The organism is Pseudomonas sp. R11-23-07 (assembly GCF_003852295.1).
In the GTDB taxonomy this organism is placed as follows: Bacteria; Pseudomonadota; Gammaproteobacteria; order Pseudomonadales; family Pseudomonadaceae; genus Aquipseudomonas.
In genome coordinates this window covers 2,356,511-2,375,050 of the sequence record NZ_CP027761.1, presented here as the reverse complement: position 1 = coordinate 2,375,050, position 18,540 = coordinate 2,356,511, and the positions used below count along the sequence as shown (strand labels likewise).

The following is an 18,540-nucleotide window of genomic DNA, read 5'->3' as shown; positions in this document are numbered from 1 at the left end:
CCCCTGTGGCAAGGGAGCTTGCTCCCGCTGGAGGGCAAAGCCCTCCCCTACAGGGGTAACGCTCAGCTCATTCCGGTTTGGCATATTCCGGATAGTCGACATACCCCGCCTCAGTCCCGCCATACAGCCCTTCAGCCTTCAACGCATTCAACGGCCAGCCATTGAAAATCCTTTGCGGCAGGTCCGGGTTGGCAATGAACGGGCGCCCGAACGCGATCAGGTCCGCCAGCCCCGCCTGTACCAGTTGCGCGCCGCGTTCAGCGGTGTAACGGCCGGCGTAAATGATGCGCCCGCTGAAGGTGCTGCGCACGGCCTGGCGGAAGCTGTGCGGCAGCACAGGGGCATTGTCCCAGTCGGCTTCGGCAATGGAGACGTAGGCGATACCCGATTGCTCCAGCACTTTGATCGCTTCGATGTAGGTGTGGTGCGGGTCTTCTTCCACCAGGCCGATGTACACGCGATCTTGGTCAGTGCCGCTGAACAAAGGCGAAAAGCGCACGCCCACGCGCTCCGGGCCCACCACGCGGCAGACGGCTTCGACGATCTCGCGCAGAAAGCGCAGACGGTTGTCCAGTGAGCCGCCGTATTCATCCTCACGCTGGTTCGAATGGGCCGAGATGAACTGGTTGACCAGGTAGCCGTTGGCCGCATGAATCTCCACCCCGTCAAAGCCTGAGTCCAGTGCATTGCGCGCCGCCTGTGCGTAGTGACCGACCAGTTCCTCGATCTCCAGCACCGTCAGGGCACGGGGTACCGGGGGCTGTTTCAGCTCGCCGACACCCGGCGCGGTTTCGATAAATGCCTTCGCTTGCACGGCCTGGATCGCCGACGGTGCGACCGGCGCGGCGCCGTCGGGTTGCAAGGCGTTATGGGATACGCGGCCCACATGCCACAACTGGGCGAAGATCACCCCGCCCTCGGCATGCACCGCCTCGGTGACCTTGCGCCAGCCGTCGATCTGCGCCGGCGTGTAGATCCCCGGCGTCCACGCGTAACCCTGGCCACGCGGCTCGATCTGGGTGCCTTCGCTGACCATGAAGCCGGCGCTGGCGCGCTGACGGTAGTAGCGGGCCATCAAGTCGGTAGCGATATCGCCGGGTTGGGCACTGCGCTGGCGCGTCAGGGGCGGCAACACGACGCGGTTGTTCAAGGTGTGATGTCCCAGTTTTACTGGGGTGTTCAATGGATGAGCCATGGGATATTCCAAATTCAGGACGAACGAAAACACTGGCGACTCTCGCGAGCCGCCAACGCATCAATCGGTTATTTAAATTAAGCGGTGAGTTTCAACAGGGCCTTGGCCACTTCGCTGGAGCTGCCGGGGTTCTGCCCCGTCACCAGCAAGCCATCGACGATCACGAAAGACTGCCAGTCAGCGCCCTTCTCATAGTTGCCACCCAGCTTCTTGAATTCATCTTCAATCAGGAAGGGCACCACCTCGGTCAATTCCACTGCCGCCTCTTCGGAGTTGGAGAACCCGGTGACGCGACGGCCTTTGATCAAGGGTTCGCCGTTGACCGCCTTGACGTGACGCAAGGCACCCGGTGCATGGCAGACAAACCCGACAGGCTTGCCGGCACGCTCGAACGACTCGATCAGCGCGATGGACACTGGCGACTCGGCCAGGTCCCACAGCGGGCCGTGGCCACCTGGGTAGAACACGGTGTCGAAGTCATCGGCGTTGACCGAATCCAGTTTCACCGTGGTGGCCAAGGCCTGTTGCGCGGCCGGGTCGGCGGCGAAGCGTCGGGTTTGGTCAGTCTGGAAGTCCGGCAGGTCGCTGACCGGGTCCAGCGGCGGCTGGCCACCGGCTGGCGATGCCAGCACTACATCGGCACCGGCGTCCTTGAACGCGTAATAGGGAGCGGCAAACTCTTCGAGCCAGAAGCCGGTCTTGCGGCCGGTATCGCCAAGCTGGTCGTGAGAGGTCAGTACCATTAATACTTTCATTTTCCAGTGCCTCGATCGTTGTGATTAACAGGGTTTTCGGGGTGGCCCAACAACTGTCGGGTCAGCCCCAGCGCCTCATCGAACGGCGCGGTGGTACGGGTAATCTTGCCCATGACGCTGGTCCCCAGCCACAACGCATACAGGCGTCGCGCCAGGCTTTCGGGGGGTTGCCCGATCATCAGCGAGCCGTCTTGCACCCCGTGCTGCAGCGCCAGGGCGAGCAACTCGATGGTGCGTGAAGTGCCGCGTTGCAACGCCAGGCGCATCGGCTCTGACAGGTCAGACACTTCGGCGCCGAGTTTGACGGCCAGGCATTTGCCGGCGTCGGTGCAGCCGGTGTGGTTGTCGATCCAAGCCTGCCAGTAGCGCATCAGCCTGGCGTATGCAGACAAGTGCGCCTGGCTGAACAACTGCTCCATGCCTTGTGTGTAGTTATCGAAGTAGGTATCGAGCAACACCACACCGAAGGCGTCCTTGGAGCTGAAGTAGTGATAGAACGAACCCTTGGGCACGTCGGCGGCTTGAAGTATTTCGTTCAATCCCACCGCAGAAAATCCCTTGGCGCCCACAATCGCTTGCGCGCTTTCAAGAATGGTCTGCCGTGCACTTTTGGTTTCGCTGTTCATGCTTCGCCCCTGCCGATTAGACCAGTCGTCTAGTTCGTTGGAGAGATGTTAGGGCCGCAGGTGCAGGCTCACAATGTCATATGCGCAAGGATTCCGGCCATCGGCCAAAGGCAGTTGCCGTTTACCTGGCACGCGCCGACAATCGCCTCTCCCGCGCCCCTTGGAGAATGCCGATGCACAGCGTTGCGTTGATGGTTTACCCGAATTTCCAGTCCTTGAGCCTCAGCCTGGGCTCGGTGTTCGAGTGCGCCAACCTGCTGCGGGGCGAGCCGGCCTATGAGTTTCACCTGGTGTCGGAAAGCGGCGGCGCGGTGATGACGTCCCAGGGTTTTTCGGTGAACACCGCGCCGATTAGGCCGCAGGGTTACGACACGCTGATCGTCAGCGGCTACCTGGAGTTTCGCCTGCCGGAAGCCAATCTGCTGGAGATGGTCAAGGCCGCCTCCGCGCAATCGCGCCGCGTGGCCTCGCTGTGCATGGGTATTTTCGTGCTGGCCGAAGCCGGGTTGCTCGAAGGCAAGCGCACCACCACTCACTGGATCCACGCACCGGCGTTTCGCAAGCGCTACCCGGATATCCGCCTGGAAGAAGACAAGTTATTCGTGGTGGATGGCCAGGTGTGGACCGGCGCCGGCATGAGCGCCGGGGTCGACCTGGCGCTGGCCATGGTCGAGAACGACCTGGGCAGCGACCTGGCCCGGCGCATTGCGCGCAAGCTGGTGATCGCACAACGGCGCGGCAGTGAACAGTCGCAACTGTCGGCCCTGCTGGAACTGGACCCCAAGTCCGACCGCGTCCAACTGGCCCTGGCCTACGCCCGCGAAAACCTCACCCACGACCTGTCGGTGGAAGCCCTGGCCGACGTCGCCCGTCTCAGCCCGCGCCAGTTCAGCCGGGTATTTCGCGAAGAAACCGGGCAAACGCCGGCCAAGGCCATTGAGGCGCTGCGCGTGGAGGCGGCGCGGGCGATGATGGAAACCAGTCGCCACCCGGTCGAAGTGGTGGCCCGCGAAACCGGCTTTGGTGATCGCGAGCGCATGCGCCAGGCGTTCCTGCGAGCCTTCGGGCAACCGCCGCAGGCGATGCAGCAGGTGTTGTTCAGCCCCGCCCAGGCCCATGGCCGCTCAATGCAGTGAAGCGTGGGTCACCAGGTAGCTGATCAAGTGCGGTTCATCCTCGAGTTCGAGGGTTTGCACCGGACGCGGCAGGTTATCCAGCACCGTGCGCCAGAACGCCTGGGACACTTCGTCCTGGTCATAAAACCGCACCAGCCAATTGGCCTCGCCGCTGCACAGCACTTGGGTGGCGATGGCGCGGCCGATGCCTTTGCGGCGGTAGCGCTTGAGGATGAACAGGTCGGCCAGCTCCAGGGCATCGATGCCGGGCAGTTCGCTGCCTTCGATCAACAGGAAGCCGGCCACATAACCGTCGACCAATAACAGGTTGGCGCTCCACTGCGGGTCTTGCCAATAGCGGGCCAGGTGCTCGTCGTGGATGTAGAAACGGCCATCGGCCTCGACATCTTCCTGCTCCCAATCCGAAGACTCATAGGCGTAGTACTGGTAGAGGTTGCGGATCAGCTCGGCGTGTTCAGGGCCGGTCTGGATCAATTCGACAGTGGTTTCAGGCATGGGGCTCTCGGTGAAAAAACGCAGGGCGCCATTGTTCACAAATCGGCTGGCAAGGCCAATACATTGCCCAACCTTTCTATTGGCTGAACCGATTGCAAATAGCCCTGGCCCCTGGCCGAAATCCAGAAACATTTAGAATAAACTTCGCCGGCTCTCCCTTTTTTTCAAGGACACGTATTTTGACTAACGTCTGCTCCGCCGGCCTGGATGTGGGGTTTGCCTCCCTGGATTACCTGCAGATTTTTATCCTGGGGGTGATCCAGGGCATTACCGAATTGCTGCCGGTGTCGTCCACCGCGCACATGCGCGTGGTGCCGGCACTGCTTGGCTGGCAAGACCCTGGCTCGGCGTTTTCCGCAGCGATGCAGTTGGCGGCGCTGGCGGCGGTGGTGAGCTACTTCTGGCGCGATGTGCAGCAAGTGACCACGGGCAGCATCAGTGCCGTGCGCCGGGGCGACTACAACGACCGCTGGTTCAAGCTGGCGGTGGCGATTGTGCTGGCGACCATCCCGATCTGCATCGCCGGCCTGGCGCTGTCGTCAACCTTGAATACCTGCAACTCGCCGCTGCGTGGGCTGATGGTGATCGGTATTGCCTGTGTGGTGATGGCGGTGTTACTGGCAGCGGCTGAACTGCGCGCCCGCCACACCCGCGAGGTGAGCGAAATGCGTTTGCGTGATGCGTTGATCGTGGGCATCGCGCAGATCGGCGCGTTGATTCCCGGGGTCTCGCGCTCGGGCTCAACCTTGACCGCCGCGCTGTTCCTGAACTTCAAACGCGAAGAAGCAGCACGCTTTTCATTCCTGCTGGGCCTGCCCGCCATCGCCCTCGCCGGCCTGAAAGAACTGTGGGTGCTGCTGCACGCCGACCTGCCCGCCCACGCCTGGCCGCACTTGATCTTCGGCCTGGTGGTGGCAAGCATTTCGGCGTTTTTCGCGATCTGGGGCCTGATGAAGTTTCTGGAACGCTTCTCCACTTGGCCGTTCGTGATCTACCGCGCGCTGCTCGGGGTGTTTTTGATTGGGGCGGTCAGCACTGGGCTGCTGAGTTGATCGTCCAGGCACTGCTTCCATAGGTTGCGAACCAGGGTTTTCAGGGTGAGCGCCTCAGCCCAGCGATCACTGAGTTCCCGGCCATCCGCGCCGGTGATCGCATAAGGCGGCGGGCCGAGTTCGCAGGTGAAGGACAGGCTTTGGGGGGTGTTCGGGCGGGCCAACCAGTCCTCGATTCCGTAGCTCCACCAGCCGAGAAAGCGTTCTACCCAGGCTCGATGCTGGGGGAAATCCAGCGCCACCTGCACCTGTTCACTGCTGGCTACGCGCCCATGAAAGCCCCAGCTATGGCGCAGAATCGTGCGTATCTGTTCATCGTCGTCGGCGGCGCCGGGTTCGGGCAATTCGCGACCGACCACGTAGTGGGACAGGTCCGCCAGCAGTTTCAGGTCAGGCATTTGCGCCAGCAGGTCGAGGGTGAACAGCAGGTCACTGGTCAGGCGATAACGGTGGGTTTCCAGCAGGATCGGGAAATCCACCTGCTCGGCCAGGCGTTGCCAGCCTTCGATCAACCGGCCCGCCTCGGCCTGGGTACGCGGGCGCACGTCAGCTTGCAGGGTAAGGTGATGACAGCCGTAGCGGCTGATCACCTCCAGTGCCCGCGCCAGGTCATCCACCGATTGCGGAAACAGCTGGCCTTCGATCTGCAAACCCCGTGCGGCGGCGGCCGCGTGCAGACGTGCGACCTCCGCGGCCTTCCAGTAGTGATCGGTGACGCCATCGAAACCGGCGGCGGCGATGCGATCCAACTGCGCCTCGAGCGGGCCGGGTTCGGTGTGCATCGCCCACAGCGATTGGAATACCAGAAATTCGCGCATGTCAGCCCCGCAGCCAGTGTTTGAGAGAGATCGCCGGATCAGCCAGGCCCACCGACGGCAACGGCACATGGGCGATGATCAGGCGTTCGCACAGCTTGATGTCCTTGGCCACGCTGTTGCCCGGCGCCCAGCCGCAGGCGCCTTGCAGATACCCATCGGTATCGAGGTAGAACAACAGCAGACCGCCGTGGGGCAAGGCGCGGCTGACCACCCTCGGCGTCATCACGCCGACCGTCTGCAAGCCCCAGTCATAGTGGTCGGACCAAAAACCCGGCACGGCGTCGAAGGGCAATGCCCGGCCCAGCAGATTCAACGCGGCATGCCGCCCCTGGGCCTCGGCATTGCGCCAGGTTTCCTGACGCTGATAGAGACCGCCCAGACGGAACTCGCAGACGTCCCCCGCCGCGTAGACAGCCGCCGCGCTGGTACGCAAATGCGCGTCAACGCGAATGCCCTGCCCGACTTCCAGCCCGGCCGCTGCCGCCAGTTCGATATTGGGTTGCATACCGATACCGACCACCACCAAGTCACACGGCAGAGTCTGCCCATCCACCAGTTGCACGACGTCGGCATGGATAGATGCCACAGTGACGTTCAAGCGCACGTCCACGCCCTGCTCGCGGTGCAGATCCAGCAATGCTGCACTGATGATCGCTGGCAATACCCTGCCCGCCAGGCGCGGCCCGGCTTCGAGCACCGTCACCGCGCAGCCCAGGCCTCGCGCGGTCGCCGCCACTTCCAGGCCGATAAACCCACCGCCGACGATCACCAGCCGGGTGCCGGGGCGCAACTGGGCGCGCAGGGCCAGCGCTTCATCGTGGGTGCGCAGGTAAAGCACATTGGCCTGGGCTTGAGGCAGACGCCGCGCACGGCCGCCAGTGGCGAGTAGCACGCCGGCATAGTCCAGCCAGCGGCCATCGGCCAGTTGCAATTGCTGGTGCTGCGGTACCAACCGGCTGACCGCATTGCCCGCGATATGCTCGATGCCCAGCTCGGCCAGCCGGGCGCCGTCGCACAGGCTGCACCCGGCCAGGTCCTGGCTGCCTTGCAACAGGCCTTTGGACAAAGGCGGTCGTTCGTAGGGCAGGTGCGGTTCGTCGCCGATCAGGATCAGCCGACCGTCGTAACCCTCCTCGCGCAGGGTCAACGCCGCACGGCCACCGGCATGGCCGGCGCCGACGATAATCAGGGGCGCGCTCATCATCACGCCGTGACAGCGAGCAACACTCGCCCCGCTTCGACCCGTACCGGGTAGGTTTTCAGGTTGACACAGACCGGCGCGCCCAGGGCCTTGCCGGTGCGGTAATCGAAACGCCCGTTGTGCTTGGGACATTCGATCACATGGTCCATGACCAGGCCGTCGGCCAGGTGGATTTTTTCGTGGGTGCACAGGCCGGCGGTGGCGAAAAACTCATTGTCGGCGGAGCGGAACACCGCATAGGTGTGTGCCCCGTGGTCGAAGCGCAACACGTCTTCTTCGTCGATTTCGCCCACGGCGCAGACGTCGATCCATTGATCGTTCATGATTTTTCTCCAGGTGAATAACGTTCCTGGTGGCGAGCGAGCGTGCTCGCGCTGGGCTGCGAAGCGGCCCCAGGATCGCGATTGAGGGTTATCTGAAAGACCGCGTCAGGTTTATTGGGGCTGCTGCGCAGCCCAGCGCGAGCAAGCTCGCTCGCCACTATGGGTGGGGCGCTGGACGAAATAGGTCGGGTCGCTGCGCTGCTTCCACAGGGTTGGCAGGATTTCCTTATAGGCCTCGAACAGATTGGCGTACGGCGGCGGGCAGTCGCTGCGGATTTCTTCGTGCAGCTGTTCGAGCGCGTGGTACGGCACCATCGGGTACATGTGGTGCTCAAGGTGGTAGTTCATGTCCATGTAGATAAAGCGCAGCACGCGGTTCATGTAGATGGTGCGGCAATTGCTGCGATGGTCGAGCACATCTTCGGCCAGGCCTACGTGCTGGGTGAGGCCGAACAGGTAGCCGAGCCAGGCGCCATAGAGACTCGGCAGCCCCACCAGCATCAGCGGTAGCCAGCTGTGCAGGTACAAGGCGGTGCCAATGATCAACGCGTAAATGCCCACCCAGATGCGCGCGGCGCGAAACACTTTGGGCCATTCGGATTCGGGGATGAAGTCCTGCTCCTGGGCGCTCATACGGCCGATGGCATGGCGGGCCACGCCACTGAAGGTCTTCCAGGCCAGGGGCAGATTGAACAGGCTCAGGAACATCATCCAAAAGCTCGGCGGGCGCGGCTCGACGATCTCCGGATCGCGGCCGACGACGATGGTGTCGGTGTGATGCCGGGCATGGCTCCAGCGCCACACATGGGGTTCGAACAGGCACATGAAGCACGCCAGCGGGTACAGCGCGTCATTCATCCAGCGGGTCTTGAACGCCGTGCCATGCCCGGTTTCGTGCCAGCGCGGGTTGGAGGCGGTGCCGTAGAGCACGCCGTAGGCGAGGAAGAATGGTACGCAGGCCCAGGAGCCCCAGAACCAGTAGCCGCCAAAGCCTGTGACGAACAACGCGGTGAACCAGATGGCCGTGTCGAGCAGGGCCGGGCCGTCACGGCGCTGCATCAGTTCCTTCATGCGTTTGCGCGGGATCGGCGATTGGTACCAACGGGCCGAGACCAGGCCTTTTTCGGCAGCGCGGGCGGCTTCGGGGCCGGTCAGGCTGTAATCGCGCCGGGCGCGGTGAGCGGTGTGTTCAGGCATTGTTATTGTTCTCCGCAAGCGTGGGGTTTCAGGGGCTTTGCGAAACCAACCATAGAGCGCGGCCAAATCAGCCTCAAGGGCTTGAATCCATTCCCTATCAAGCTATCATCCAGGCCCAGCGGGGCTTGATAGTTTTCTATCAAGACGCTCAAGGGGCTCGCCATGCACAACCCTAAACGCCCGACCATTGCCACGGTTGCCGCCCATGCGGGACTCAGTGTGGCCACCGTCGACCGTGTATTGAACGCTCGCGCACCGGTCAACCCGGACACCGCCGAACAGGTGTTCCAGGCTGCCGAAGCGGTCGGTTATTTCGCCGCGCGACTGATCGGCCAGCGCATTCGCGAACGGCGTCCGACCTACCGTTTCGGCATTCTCCTGCTGGGCACCGCCCAGGCGTTCTATGCCAACCTGGCCCAGTCGATCAGCGCGGCGGCGCAGCAGCACGCCAGCGCCAACCTGAGCTGCCAGTTCGAGTACATCGTCGACCGCACACCCAGCGCCATCGTCGCGCAGATCGAGCAACTGGCCGTGCAGTGCGACGCGCTGGCGGTGGTCAGCTTCGCCCACCCGTTGATCAATGCGTGCCTGGCGCAGATCCGCGCAGCCGGGGTGCCGGTGGTGGCGCTGCTCTCGGACATCCACGAACGCGCGGCCGAACCTTATGTGGGTCAGGATAATCATGTCGTCGGCCGCACCATGGGCTGGCTGTTGGCGCGCACCTGCGGTGCGCGCAAAGGCAGCGTGGGCATCTTGCTGGGGGGCCACCGTTTTCTCGGCCACCAGGCGCGGGTCGAAGGCTTGCACAGCTACCTGGCCGAACACGCACCGGGGCTCAAGCCGCTGGAACCGCTGATCAATCTGGACAACTGCGACATCACCGAAGAAGCCACCCTCGACCTGCTCAGCCGCCACACCGACTTGCGCGGGCTGTGCGTGGTAGGCGGTGGCGGTGACGGCGTGATCAACGCCTTGGCGCAACTGCCCAAGCGCCCGGCGTTGTGCTGCATTTTGCAGGAGTCCACCGAACTGTCGCGCCAGGCCCTGGGCCGAGGGTTGATCGATGTGGTGATGGATTCGCAGCCGCAGCAGACAGCGGTGGCGCTGGTGGACCTGCTGGTGGCGCTGCAGAGCGACGAGGCGTTCGATCCGGCGCGGCATCGGGTGCACATCCCGCCGCACATCGTCACCTCGGAAAACATGGGCAGCTGAGGTTTGCCCTGATGCCAGTCAGTCAAAGCTTTTTGTAGGAGCGAGGCGGGCGGCTAGCCCTTGCTCGCGAAAAATTCAGGCCCCCCGCGTTTATCCAGAATAAACGCGTTGCCTGGGCGTTTTTCGCGAGCAAGCTCGCTCCTACAGGGGGCTGCGTGTGCTTCACGGCCCCTCCCACATCGGTAACCGCTCACAGCCCGCGAAAATCCCCGGCATTCAACCCGAACCGATTCATCTTGTTGTACAGCCCGCCCCGCGACACGTTCAGCTGCCGGGCAGCCAGGCGGATATTGCCAGCGGTGTTTTTCAGCGCCGTGACGATGGCGTGCATCTCGTGGCTGCTCAGGTCTTGCGTAGGCGGCGCAGCATGTAGGCTGGCCGGGGCGCGCGGCCTGGGCTCCAAAGGTAAATCGCCAGGCTCGATCCACTCGCCCATCGCCAGGTTGGTCGCCCGCTCAATCGCGTTTTCCAGCTCGCGCACGTTGCCCGGCCAGCCATGGGCCGACAGCAACGCCAACGCATCCGGCGAGAATCCTTGCAGCGATTTGCGCAACGAACGCGCGCAACGCTGCAGGAAATGCCGCGCCAGCAAGGGAATATCGTCACGCCGCATCCGCAGGGGCGGCACGGTGATATTCAGCACGTTGAGGCGGTAGTAAAGGTCTTCGCGAAACGCCCCCTCGGCCACCGCCTGGCTGAGATTGCGGTGGGTCGCCGCAATGATGCGCACATCCACTGGCCGTGAGGTCTTCGCGCCCACGCGGGTCACCTCGCCTTCCTGCAACACGCGCAACAGGCTGACTTGCGCGTCGAAGGCCATGTCGCCGATTTCATCGAGGAAAATAGTCCCGCCATCGGCCAGTTCAAACTTGCCCGCCGAACCGCCGCGTGCCGAGCCGGTGAATGCGCCTTCGGTATGGCCGAACAATTCGCTTTGCACCAGGTCCCGTGGGATCGCGCCGCAGTTAACCGCGACGAAGGGGCCAGTGCAACGCTCGCTGGCGTTATGAATGGCCTGGGCAAATAACTCTTTGCCGGTGCCGCTTTCGCCGAGGATCAAGGTGGTGGAATCACTGCGACTGGCGATGCGCCCCAGGTGCAGCGCGTCCTGGATCGCGCGCGAGGTGCCCTGGATGGTTTCAAAGGTGTAGCGGGCCTGGGTGCCGACAATGCGCCGGGTGATTTCACGGATGCGGCGGTTTTCACGCACCGACACGATCACCCCACCCTGCTCCAGCGGGCACACCGAGACCAGGCAGGCGAGCTGGCTGCGGTCGTGCAAATGAAAGGTGCAGTCCAGGTCGCGCAGGTTTTCGCCGCCGCGCAGCAGCATGGCGTCGCTCAGCTCGCTGCGAGCGAGGCGATTGAAGGGGCTGCCGAGCAGCTCCAGGCCCACGTTGAACAGTTGCCGCGCGTAGCGATTGATCGCCTTGATGCACCCGCGTTCATCCAGCACCACCAAGCCTTCGTTAAGTACTTCAAGCACGGTTTGCTGCTCTTGCAGCAACGCTTGCAGCGCCATCTGCCGCGACACGGCCTCGGCAGCCGCCTGCACGGTGCCCAGGGTATGGAAGTGAAACCAGCCGGGCTCGGCCGTCAGCGTCAGCATGGCCAGGGTCTGGCCCTGTGCATTCTTGATCGGCGCGGCGGCGCAGTGCATGCGGCGTTGACGCAGGCCGACGGCGAAGTTCTCTTCGGCCAGCACGTACACCAGATGATCTTCGGCCAGCGCCAGGCCGGTGCAGTTGGTGCCCTGCACCGATTCGAGCAGGCGACTGCCCACGGGAGTGATGTCCAGCCCGCAAAAATACAAGGTGGTGCCGTCGGTGTCGGTGAGGTTGATATGACCGCGCGGGTTATAGGCCAGCAAACCATGCATGACTTGCGCGGCGGCCGCGATCAGCACGCGGTGGCTGGCCAGGGTGGCCGCCAGTGTGTCGGCGGCGACGAAGCGATACGCGTTGTCTGCCGGATCGATGCCGGCCTCGACGCTGCGCCGCCAGGAATCCCAGATCGTTTGCCGCACCTCGGGCGGGCGCTGCAGCTGGCCGTCCAGGCAGGCCTGCCACGCCTGCTCCAACGCTGCGACCGGGCCGTCATTCAGCGCGGCGGGGCCCAGCGCCGTCAGGTAATCGAGGTCTTGCGCACTGATCGCCATGCTCATAAGCGGTTTCCATGTTCATGTTTTCGACATGTCAGCATAGACATGTCATTTAAATGAACACTATTTTATTTATACCCGTTAAATATCAGCCACCTATATTCTGGCACAGCCTTTGCTCTTGCCCCTCTACCCGCCAGGACCGTCCTGAGGCCAACAATAAGAAGGGGTCATACATGAATACAAAAAACATCCGCCTGGGCTTGATCGGCGCCGGTCGCATGGGCAGCTTCCACGGCCTGACCGCCGCCCGGCACATTCCCGGCGCTTGCCTCGCCGCCATCGCCGACCCTACCCCAGGGCAAGCCGCACGTCTGGCGGCAGAGCTGGGTGTAGCCAAGGTTTACACCGACCCGCAGCAACTGCTCGACGACCCGGATATCGACGGCGTACTCATCGCCGCCCCCGCCCGCAGCCATGCCGAACTGGTGATCAGCGCCGCCCGTGCCGGCAAGGGCATCTTCTGCGAGAAGCCCATGGCGATCACCCTCGATGAAGCCGACCGCGCCATCGCCGCTGCGGCCGATGCCCGAGTGCCACTGCAAGTCGGCTTCAACCGGCGTTTCGCCAAGAGCTTTCGCGCCGCCCACCTCGACGTCGCCGCAGGCCGAATCGGCACCCCGCAGTTGCTGCGCTCCCTGACCCGCGACCCGGCGCTGAACAACCCTGGCGCCTCACCACAATGGGTGATTTTCCTGGAAACCCTGATCCACGACTTCGACACCCTGCGCTACCTCAACCCCGGCGCCGAAGCGGTGCAAGTGCAGGTGATGGCCGACGCCCTGATCGCCCCGGACTACAAAAGCCAGGGTTTGCTCGACACCGCCGTGGTCACGATCCGCTTCGATAACGGCGCGATTGCCACCGCCGAAGCCAGCTTCCAGGCGGTCTATGGTTATGACGTGCGCGGTGAAGTGTTTGGCAGCGCCGGCATGCTGACCATGGGCGGCGTGCAGGCCTGCGACCTGGTGCGCTACCAGGCCCAGGGCATCCAGGCCGACACCCAACGCCTGGACACCGACCTGTTGCGCGATGCCTACATTGCCGAGCTCAACCACTTCGTCGACTGCCTGCAAAGCGGCGCCAAGCCCCTGGCCAGCGGGGAAGATGCCCGCGCCGCCCTGGCGATTGCCCGCGCCTGTATCCAATCCTACGAGCAAGGCACGGCGGTGAGCCTATGAGCCCGTTCAAGCTGGCGGTGAGTGCCGAGATGGTGTTCCTCGACCTGCCCTTCGTCGAGCGGGTCAAGCGGATTCATGCCCTGGGTTTCAGCGCCGAAATCTGGAACTGGACCGACAAGGACATCAACGCCCTGGCCGCGACGGGCGCGGACTTCACCTCCATGACCGGCTACATCAGCGGCACCCTCACTGACCCCGACGGTATCCGCCACTTGCTCGACAGCGCCCGCGAATCCTTAAGCGTTGCCGAGCGCCTCAAGTGCCCCAGCCTCAACCTGCACGGCACCGGCCTGGGTGACGGCGGCCTGCCGGTGCAACCCGTCAGCCGGACCACCGGGCGCATGTGGCTGAGCGCCTGCAAGACGCTGGAGAAAATCGCTCGCCTGGGGCAAGACGCCGGCCGCGTGTTCCTGCTGGAAAACCTCAACACCGAGGTCGACCACCCCGGCACGCCATTCGCCCGCGCCGACGACACCCTGGCGCTGATCGAGGCCGTGGGCAGCCCACACCTGAAAATGAACCTGGACCTTTACCACGCGCAGATCGGCGAAGGAAACCTGATCGAATTGATCCAGCGCGCGGGCAGCGCCATCGGCGAAATCCAGGTGGCAGACGTGCCCGGGCGCCAGGAGCCCGGCACCGGCGAAATCCACTACCCGGCGATTGCCAGGGCGCTGCATGCCATCGGCTACAGCGGCGTGGTCGGCCTGGAAGCCTGGGCCAGCGGCGACAGCGAAGCCGCCCTGGAGCGTTTTCGCCAAGCCTTCACCCTATAACAACAAGAGGAACACCTCATGCATCGCTATTCATTGATCGTTGCCACCCTGTTGCTGCTGTTCAGCCAATGGACCTTCGCCGCGTATCGCATCGGCGTGAGCATCGCGCGGGTCGACGATAACTTCATGACCTACGTACGCACCGGCCTTGAAACGGCCGCCAAACAACAAGACGTGCAGATCCAGTTCGAGGACGCCCAGGGCGACGTGGTGCGTCAGCTCAACCAGGTCGAAGGGTTTCTCAACCAGAACGTCGACGCGGTCATCGTGCTGCCGGTGGACACCGCCGCCACCGCCAACATGACCCGCGCCGCCGTGGCCGCCAACAAGCCATTGGTGTACGTCAACCGCCATCCGGACCAACGCACGCTGCCCAAGGGGGTCGTGACCGTGGCGTCCAACGACATCGAAGCCGGGCAATTGCAGATGCGCTACCTCGCGGAAAAACTCGGCGGCAAGGGCAACGTGGCGATCATCATGGGCGACCTGGCGCAAAACGCCACCCATGACCGCACTGAAGGCGCCAAGCAGGTGCTCAAGGACTTTCCCGGGATCAAGATCGTCGAGCAGCAAAGTGCCGAATGGCAACGCAGCAAGGCCATGGACCTGACCAGCAACTGGCTGCTGGCGGGCACACAGTTCGATGCGATTGTGGCCAACAACGATGAAATGGCGATTGGCGCGGCCATGGCTTTGCAGCAGGCCGGCAAGGCCAAGGGCGAAGTGGCGATTGTCGGCATCGATGGCCTGCCCGATGGCTTGGCGGCGATCAGGCGCGGCGTGCTCACCGCCTCAGTGTTCCAGGACCCCAAAGCCCAGGCGACGCAAGCGGTACAAGCGGCGGTGCGGATGATCAAGGGCGAGCCAATCGAATCGGAGGTGTGGGTACCGTTCGAACTCATAAAACCCGAACAGGTCGCGGTGTTCGAACAGCGCTACAAATAATTGAAGCCAAGAAGATCCAAATGTGGGAGGGGGCTTGCCCTAATGCCAGTCAGTTAAGGCGACACCGAACCTGTGGCGAGGGAGCTTGCTCCCGCTGGACTGCGCAGCAGTCCCATTGTTTGGGGCCGCTTCGCGCCCCAGCGGGAGCAAGCTCCCTCGCCACAAGTTAGTTCTCGCTCCTGCTACTTCTTAACTGACTGGCATTAGGGCTTGCCCCCTCCCACACTTTCAGTCCAAGTCGCTCGCACTATGGCGCTCGGCCAACTGATCATCGCCGGACACCCGATTCACCCGCCGCCCGCGCTGCACCGCCGGCCGTGCATCAATCGCATCCGCCCAGCGCATGACGTGCTTGTATTCATGCACCGAGAGAAACTCCGCCGCCCCATATAACCGCCCTTTGACCAACCCGCCGTACCAGGGCCAGATGGCGATGTCGGCGATGGTGTAGGCGTCCCCGGCGATGTACTCGCTCACCGCCAGGCGCTTGTCCAGCACATCCAGCTGGCGCTTGGCCTCCATGGCGAAACGATTGATCGGGTATTCCATCTTGCTCGGCGCATACGCGTAGAAATGCCCGAAGCCGCCGCCCAGGTACGGTGCGCTGCCCATCTGCCAGAACAGCCACGACAGGCATTCGGCACGGGCGGCAGGTTCGGTGGGCAAAAACGCGCCGAACTTCTCGGCCAGGTACTGCAGGATCGCGCCCGACTCGAACACGCGAATCGGCGCAGCGCCGCTGTGATCCATCAACGCCGGGATCTTCGAGTTCGGGTTCACCGCCACGAAACCGCTGCCGAACTGGTCGCCGTCACCGATCTTGATCAGCCAGGCGTCGTATTCGGCACCGGTGTGCCCGAGCGCCAGCAGCTCTTCGAGCAGGATCGTGACCTTCTGCCCATTGGGCGTGGCCAGGGAATACAGCTGCAACGGGTGTTTGCCGACCGGCAGTGCTTTTTCATGGGTGGCGCCGGCGATGGGCCGGTTGATGCTGGCGAAGGTGCCGCCGCTTTCGGTGTCCCAGGTCCAGACCTTGGGGGGTACATAGTCAGACATGCTCGGTGCTCCTCGGGGGCGCTTGCGATCAACAAAGGGTTTAAGACTAAACCAAAGACGCGTGGCGCGTCACACTGGTGTCCCCGTCTTGCCCAGGCACCTGCACACGCAGGGCGATGAGCAAGGCCGCGAGCAACATCAACACACCCGCACCGATAAACACCCCGCCAATGCCACTGAAGCTGAACATCAGCCCGCCACCGGCAGCGCCCGCCGCGATGGCCGACTGCACCGACGCGACCACCATGCCTCCGGCACTTTCCGCCTGGTCCGGCACCGCACGCGCGACCCAGTTCGACCACGCCACGGGTACGCCGCCAAATGCCATGCCCCATAGCGCCAGGAGCATCGCCTGGCCCGGCAGTGGCGCAGGCAACCAGACCAGCGCCAGTGCCGCGATTGCCACCAACACCGGCATTAACACCAGTGTTGTGCGTGGGCGGCGCACCAGAAGCCAGCCGGCGAACAGCGTGCCGGCGAAGTTCGCCACGCCAAAACCCAGTAGCATCAGCGCCAGCCCCTCGGTGTCGACCCCGGTGGTGCTTTCCAGGAACGGCCGGATGTAGGTGAACAGCGCAAAATGCGCGGTGTGCACCAGTACGCAGCCGAACATGCCGATGGCGATGCCGGGGCGCTGCAGTACGTCCACCACGGTGCGCAGGCGCGCGGTGCCATGGGGTGCCATGCGCGGCAGCGTGAATGCCTGGAACGCCAGGGTCAGCAGGCCGACGGCGGCCGCCGCAATAAACGCACTGCGCCAGCCGTACAGGCCACCCAAATAGCTGCCCAGCGGCACGGCGACCACGGTGCCCAGCGCGATCCCGCTGAAAATGATCGACAGCGCACGAGGCAAGGACGCCGCCGGCACCAGGCGCATCGCCACTGCAGCCGCCATGCTCCAGAAACCGCCGAGGGCGATGCCCAGCAGGATGCGCATCAACAACAGCACCGTCAGGCTGGAGGACAACGCCACCAGCAGGTTGGAGGCGATCATCAGCGTGGAAAACCCCAGCAGCACGACGCGCCGGTCGATACCACGGGTCAGCCCCGGCACCAGCAGACCGGCAAACAGCGCTACCACCGCCGTCACCGTGACGGCTTGCCCGGCCAGCGCCTCTGTAACGCCCAGGTCCAGGGCCATCGGTGTCAACAGGCTGGCCGGCAAGTACTCCGCCGTGAGCAGGCCGAATACCCCCATCGCCAGGGAAAATACCGCCAGCCAGGCCGGCTCTGTCACAACGCCCGCAGGCGTATGGGCTGCACAATCAGTCATCGCAGGTCTTCCTCAAGTCATTAGCGAGGCGCTCAGTCTAGGTAGGCCGACCAGGATGATCTATGATACAAAGCCTTGAGTTTTTAACCGAAACCCCGAGTATGACTTGAGTGGACGCATTCACCGCTTCTTCAGAGCTGATCAACGAGTTGCTGCGCGGCATGCGCCTGCGGGGTGTGCAGTACCGGCGCATCCAGGCCGGGCCCACCTTCGGCATGGGCTTTGGCGCCAGGCCGGGCCACGCCTATTTCCACTTTCTCGCGGCCGGCCGCGCCACGCTGCGCACCGAGGACGACAGCCTTTTCGCGCTGTCGGCCGGCAATGCGGTGTTCATCTCCCACGGCGGCGCGCACGCGCTGTTATCCGCACCGGATGCCGTCGTGCAGGACATCGACCATTTCGACAGCGCACCGTTGGGGGATACCGTGTGCGCCGTGAATGCATCACCCGATACCGTCCCCAGCCTGGTGTTGTTCAGTGCGTGCATGGAGTTTGAGCTCGGCAGCCTCCAGGGGCTCGGCAACCTGATGCCGGCCCTGATGCTGATCGATGCCGGCGGCCAGCGTTACCCTGGGCTGATGCCGATCCTGGCAGTAATGGAACGCGAAATGTCCACGGCACGCGTAGGCTTTGCTGGCATTCTTGCGCGCCTCGCCGATGTGGTGGCGGCGATGATCGTACGCGGCTGGGTCGAGTGCGCCTGTGGCAACGCCTCGGGGCTGGTAGCCGCGTTGCGCGACCCGCGCCTGGCCAGCGCCCTGCTCGCCTTGCACCAGCAGCCGGGCCACGACTGGAGCGTGGCGGAACTGGCCGCCCAGTGTCATACCTCGCGCTCGGTGTTCGCTGACCGCTTCCAGGCCGTCCTCGGCATACCGCCGCTGCGCTACGCCACGGAACTGCGCATGCGCCTGGCCAGCCAATGGCTGACCCTGGAACGCATGCCCATCGAAACCGTGGCGCAACGCCTGGGCTACACCTCCCAGGCGGCGTTCAGCCGTGCCTTCAAACGCATCACCGGGCAGCCGCCGGGGGCGGCCAGGCGTTCGGCATGAAGGCCTGGAACAGCACGCGGTCTCCATAAACACCACTGTTCAACTGTGGGAGGGGGCTTGCTCCCGATGAGGGCATGTCAGTCAAT

At 63.7% G+C, this 18,540-nt stretch carries 18 protein-coding genes; 7 read left to right on the top strand and 11 right to left on the bottom strand.

Going from position 1 to position 18,540, the window contains the following annotated elements:
- Positions 1-67: 67 nt before the first annotated feature.
- From C4J84_RS10920 to C4J84_RS10910, 3 genes are all read right to left on the bottom strand, one after another.
- Positions 68-1,195 carry an alkene reductase gene (locus C4J84_RS10920; protein WP_124435309.1) on the bottom strand — a complete coding sequence of 376 codons (1,128 nt, stop codon included), beginning with the start codon at positions 1,193-1,195 and terminating at the stop codon, positions 68-70.
- Positions 1,196-1,272: 77 nt separating this feature from the next.
- On the bottom strand, positions 1,273-1,950 hold the full coding sequence (locus C4J84_RS10915) for a type 1 glutamine amidotransferase domain-containing protein (protein ID WP_124435308.1): 678 nt from the start codon (positions 1,948-1,950) through the stop codon (positions 1,273-1,275).
- Positions 1,947-2,576, bottom strand: coding sequence for a TetR/AcrR family transcriptional regulator (locus tag C4J84_RS10910; RefSeq protein ID WP_124435307.1), 630 nt, complete (start codon positions 2,574-2,576; stop codon positions 1,947-1,949). The genes C4J84_RS10915 and C4J84_RS10910 overlap by 4 nt, the downstream gene beginning before the upstream one ends.
- A 173-nt stretch (positions 2,577-2,749) precedes the next feature.
- Here C4J84_RS10910 and C4J84_RS10905 point away from each other — a divergent pair, with 173 nt between their 5' ends.
- Positions 2,750-3,712 (top strand): GlxA family transcriptional regulator, encoded by a 963-nt coding sequence (locus C4J84_RS10905; protein ID WP_124406970.1) that lies wholly within the window; start codon positions 2,750-2,752, stop codon positions 3,710-3,712.
- Here the strand turns inward: C4J84_RS10905 and C4J84_RS10900 are convergent.
- Positions 3,701-4,207, bottom strand: a complete 507-nt coding sequence (locus C4J84_RS10900; RefSeq protein ID WP_124366732.1) for a GNAT family N-acetyltransferase — start codon at positions 4,205-4,207, stop codon at positions 3,701-3,703. The two genes, C4J84_RS10905 and C4J84_RS10900, sit on opposite strands and share 12 nt — an antisense overlap.
- Before the next feature lie 179 nt (positions 4,208-4,386).
- Between C4J84_RS10900 and C4J84_RS10895 the strand changes: the two genes are divergently transcribed.
- A complete protein-coding gene (locus C4J84_RS10895; RefSeq protein ID WP_124406969.1) occupies positions 4,387-5,259 on the top strand; it encodes an undecaprenyl-diphosphate phosphatase in 873 nt (290 codons plus the stop codon).
- On the opposite strand, the gene C4J84_RS10890 is transcribed toward C4J84_RS10895, so the two are convergent.
- The 4 genes from C4J84_RS10890 to C4J84_RS10875 form a co-directional block, all read right to left on the bottom strand.
- Entirely contained in the window at positions 5,199-6,077 is an 879-nt protein-coding gene (locus C4J84_RS10890; protein ID WP_124435306.1) for a sugar phosphate isomerase/epimerase, read from the bottom strand. The genes C4J84_RS10895 and C4J84_RS10890 overlap by 61 nt on opposite strands.
- A 1-nt stretch (position 6,078) precedes the next feature.
- Entirely contained in the window at positions 6,079-7,278 is a 1,200-nt protein-coding gene (locus C4J84_RS10885; RefSeq protein WP_124435305.1) for an NAD(P)/FAD-dependent oxidoreductase, read from the bottom strand.
- Positions 7,279-7,280: 2 nt separating this feature from the next.
- Positions 7,281-7,601 carry a MocE family 2Fe-2S type ferredoxin gene (locus C4J84_RS10880; protein ID WP_124435304.1) on the bottom strand — a complete coding sequence of 107 codons (321 nt, stop codon included), beginning with the start codon at positions 7,599-7,601 and terminating at the stop codon, positions 7,281-7,283.
- Positions 7,602-7,712: 111 nt separating this feature from the next.
- Positions 7,713-8,798: a fatty acid desaturase family protein gene (locus tag C4J84_RS10875; protein ID WP_124435303.1), complete on the bottom strand. Its 1,086-nt coding sequence runs from the start codon at positions 8,796-8,798 to the stop codon at positions 7,713-7,715.
- 162 nt (positions 8,799-8,960) lie between these two features.
- Between C4J84_RS10875 and C4J84_RS10870 the strand changes: the two genes are divergently transcribed.
- Positions 8,961-10,010, top strand: a complete 1,050-nt coding sequence (locus tag C4J84_RS10870; RefSeq protein ID WP_124435302.1) for a LacI family DNA-binding transcriptional regulator — start codon at positions 8,961-8,963, stop codon at positions 10,008-10,010.
- 190 nt (positions 10,011-10,200) lie between these two features.
- Here the strand turns inward: C4J84_RS10870 and C4J84_RS10865 are convergent, their stop codons facing one another.
- Positions 10,201-12,174 carry a sigma-54-dependent Fis family transcriptional regulator gene (locus C4J84_RS10865; protein ID WP_124435301.1) on the bottom strand — a complete coding sequence of 658 codons (1,974 nt, stop codon included), beginning with the start codon at positions 12,172-12,174 and terminating at the stop codon, positions 10,201-10,203.
- Between the two features lie 173 nt (positions 12,175-12,347).
- On the opposite strand from C4J84_RS10865, the gene C4J84_RS10860 reads away from it, so the two are divergent.
- Genes C4J84_RS10860 through C4J84_RS10850 form a run of 3 tightly spaced genes read left to right on the top strand, consistent with a single transcriptional unit; the run spans position 12,348 to position 15,073 of the window.
- On the top strand, positions 12,348-13,352 hold the full coding sequence (locus C4J84_RS10860) for a Gfo/Idh/MocA family oxidoreductase (protein WP_124370426.1): 1,005 nt from the start codon (positions 12,348-12,350) through the stop codon (positions 13,350-13,352).
- On the top strand, positions 13,349-14,128 hold the full coding sequence (locus C4J84_RS10855) for a TIM barrel protein (RefSeq protein WP_124366725.1): 780 nt from the start codon (positions 13,349-13,351) through the stop codon (positions 14,126-14,128). The genes C4J84_RS10860 and C4J84_RS10855 overlap by 4 nt, the downstream gene beginning before the upstream one ends.
- Before the next feature lie 18 nt (positions 14,129-14,146).
- Entirely contained in the window at positions 14,147-15,073 is a 927-nt protein-coding gene (locus C4J84_RS10850) for a sugar ABC transporter substrate-binding protein (RefSeq protein ID WP_124403915.1), read from the top strand.
- 228 nt (positions 15,074-15,301) lie between these two features.
- Here the strand turns inward: C4J84_RS10850 and yghU are convergent, their stop codons facing one another.
- Both yghU and C4J84_RS10840 read right to left on the bottom strand, forming a co-directional pair.
- Positions 15,302-16,129 (bottom strand): glutathione-dependent disulfide-bond oxidoreductase, encoded by an 828-nt coding sequence (gene yghU, locus C4J84_RS10845; protein WP_124403914.1) that lies wholly within the window; start codon positions 16,127-16,129, stop codon positions 15,302-15,304.
- Positions 16,130-16,175: 46 nt separating this feature from the next.
- On the bottom strand, positions 16,176-17,402 hold the full coding sequence (locus C4J84_RS10840) for an MFS transporter (protein WP_124435300.1): 1,227 nt from the start codon (positions 17,400-17,402) through the stop codon (positions 16,176-16,178).
- Positions 17,403-17,512: 110 nt separating this feature from the next.
- On the opposite strand from C4J84_RS10840, the gene C4J84_RS10835 reads away from it, so the two are divergent.
- Positions 17,513-18,454 (top strand): AraC family transcriptional regulator, encoded by a 942-nt coding sequence (locus C4J84_RS10835; protein ID WP_256681405.1) that lies wholly within the window; start codon positions 17,513-17,515, stop codon positions 18,452-18,454.
- Positions 18,455-18,540: the final 86 nt, after the last annotated feature.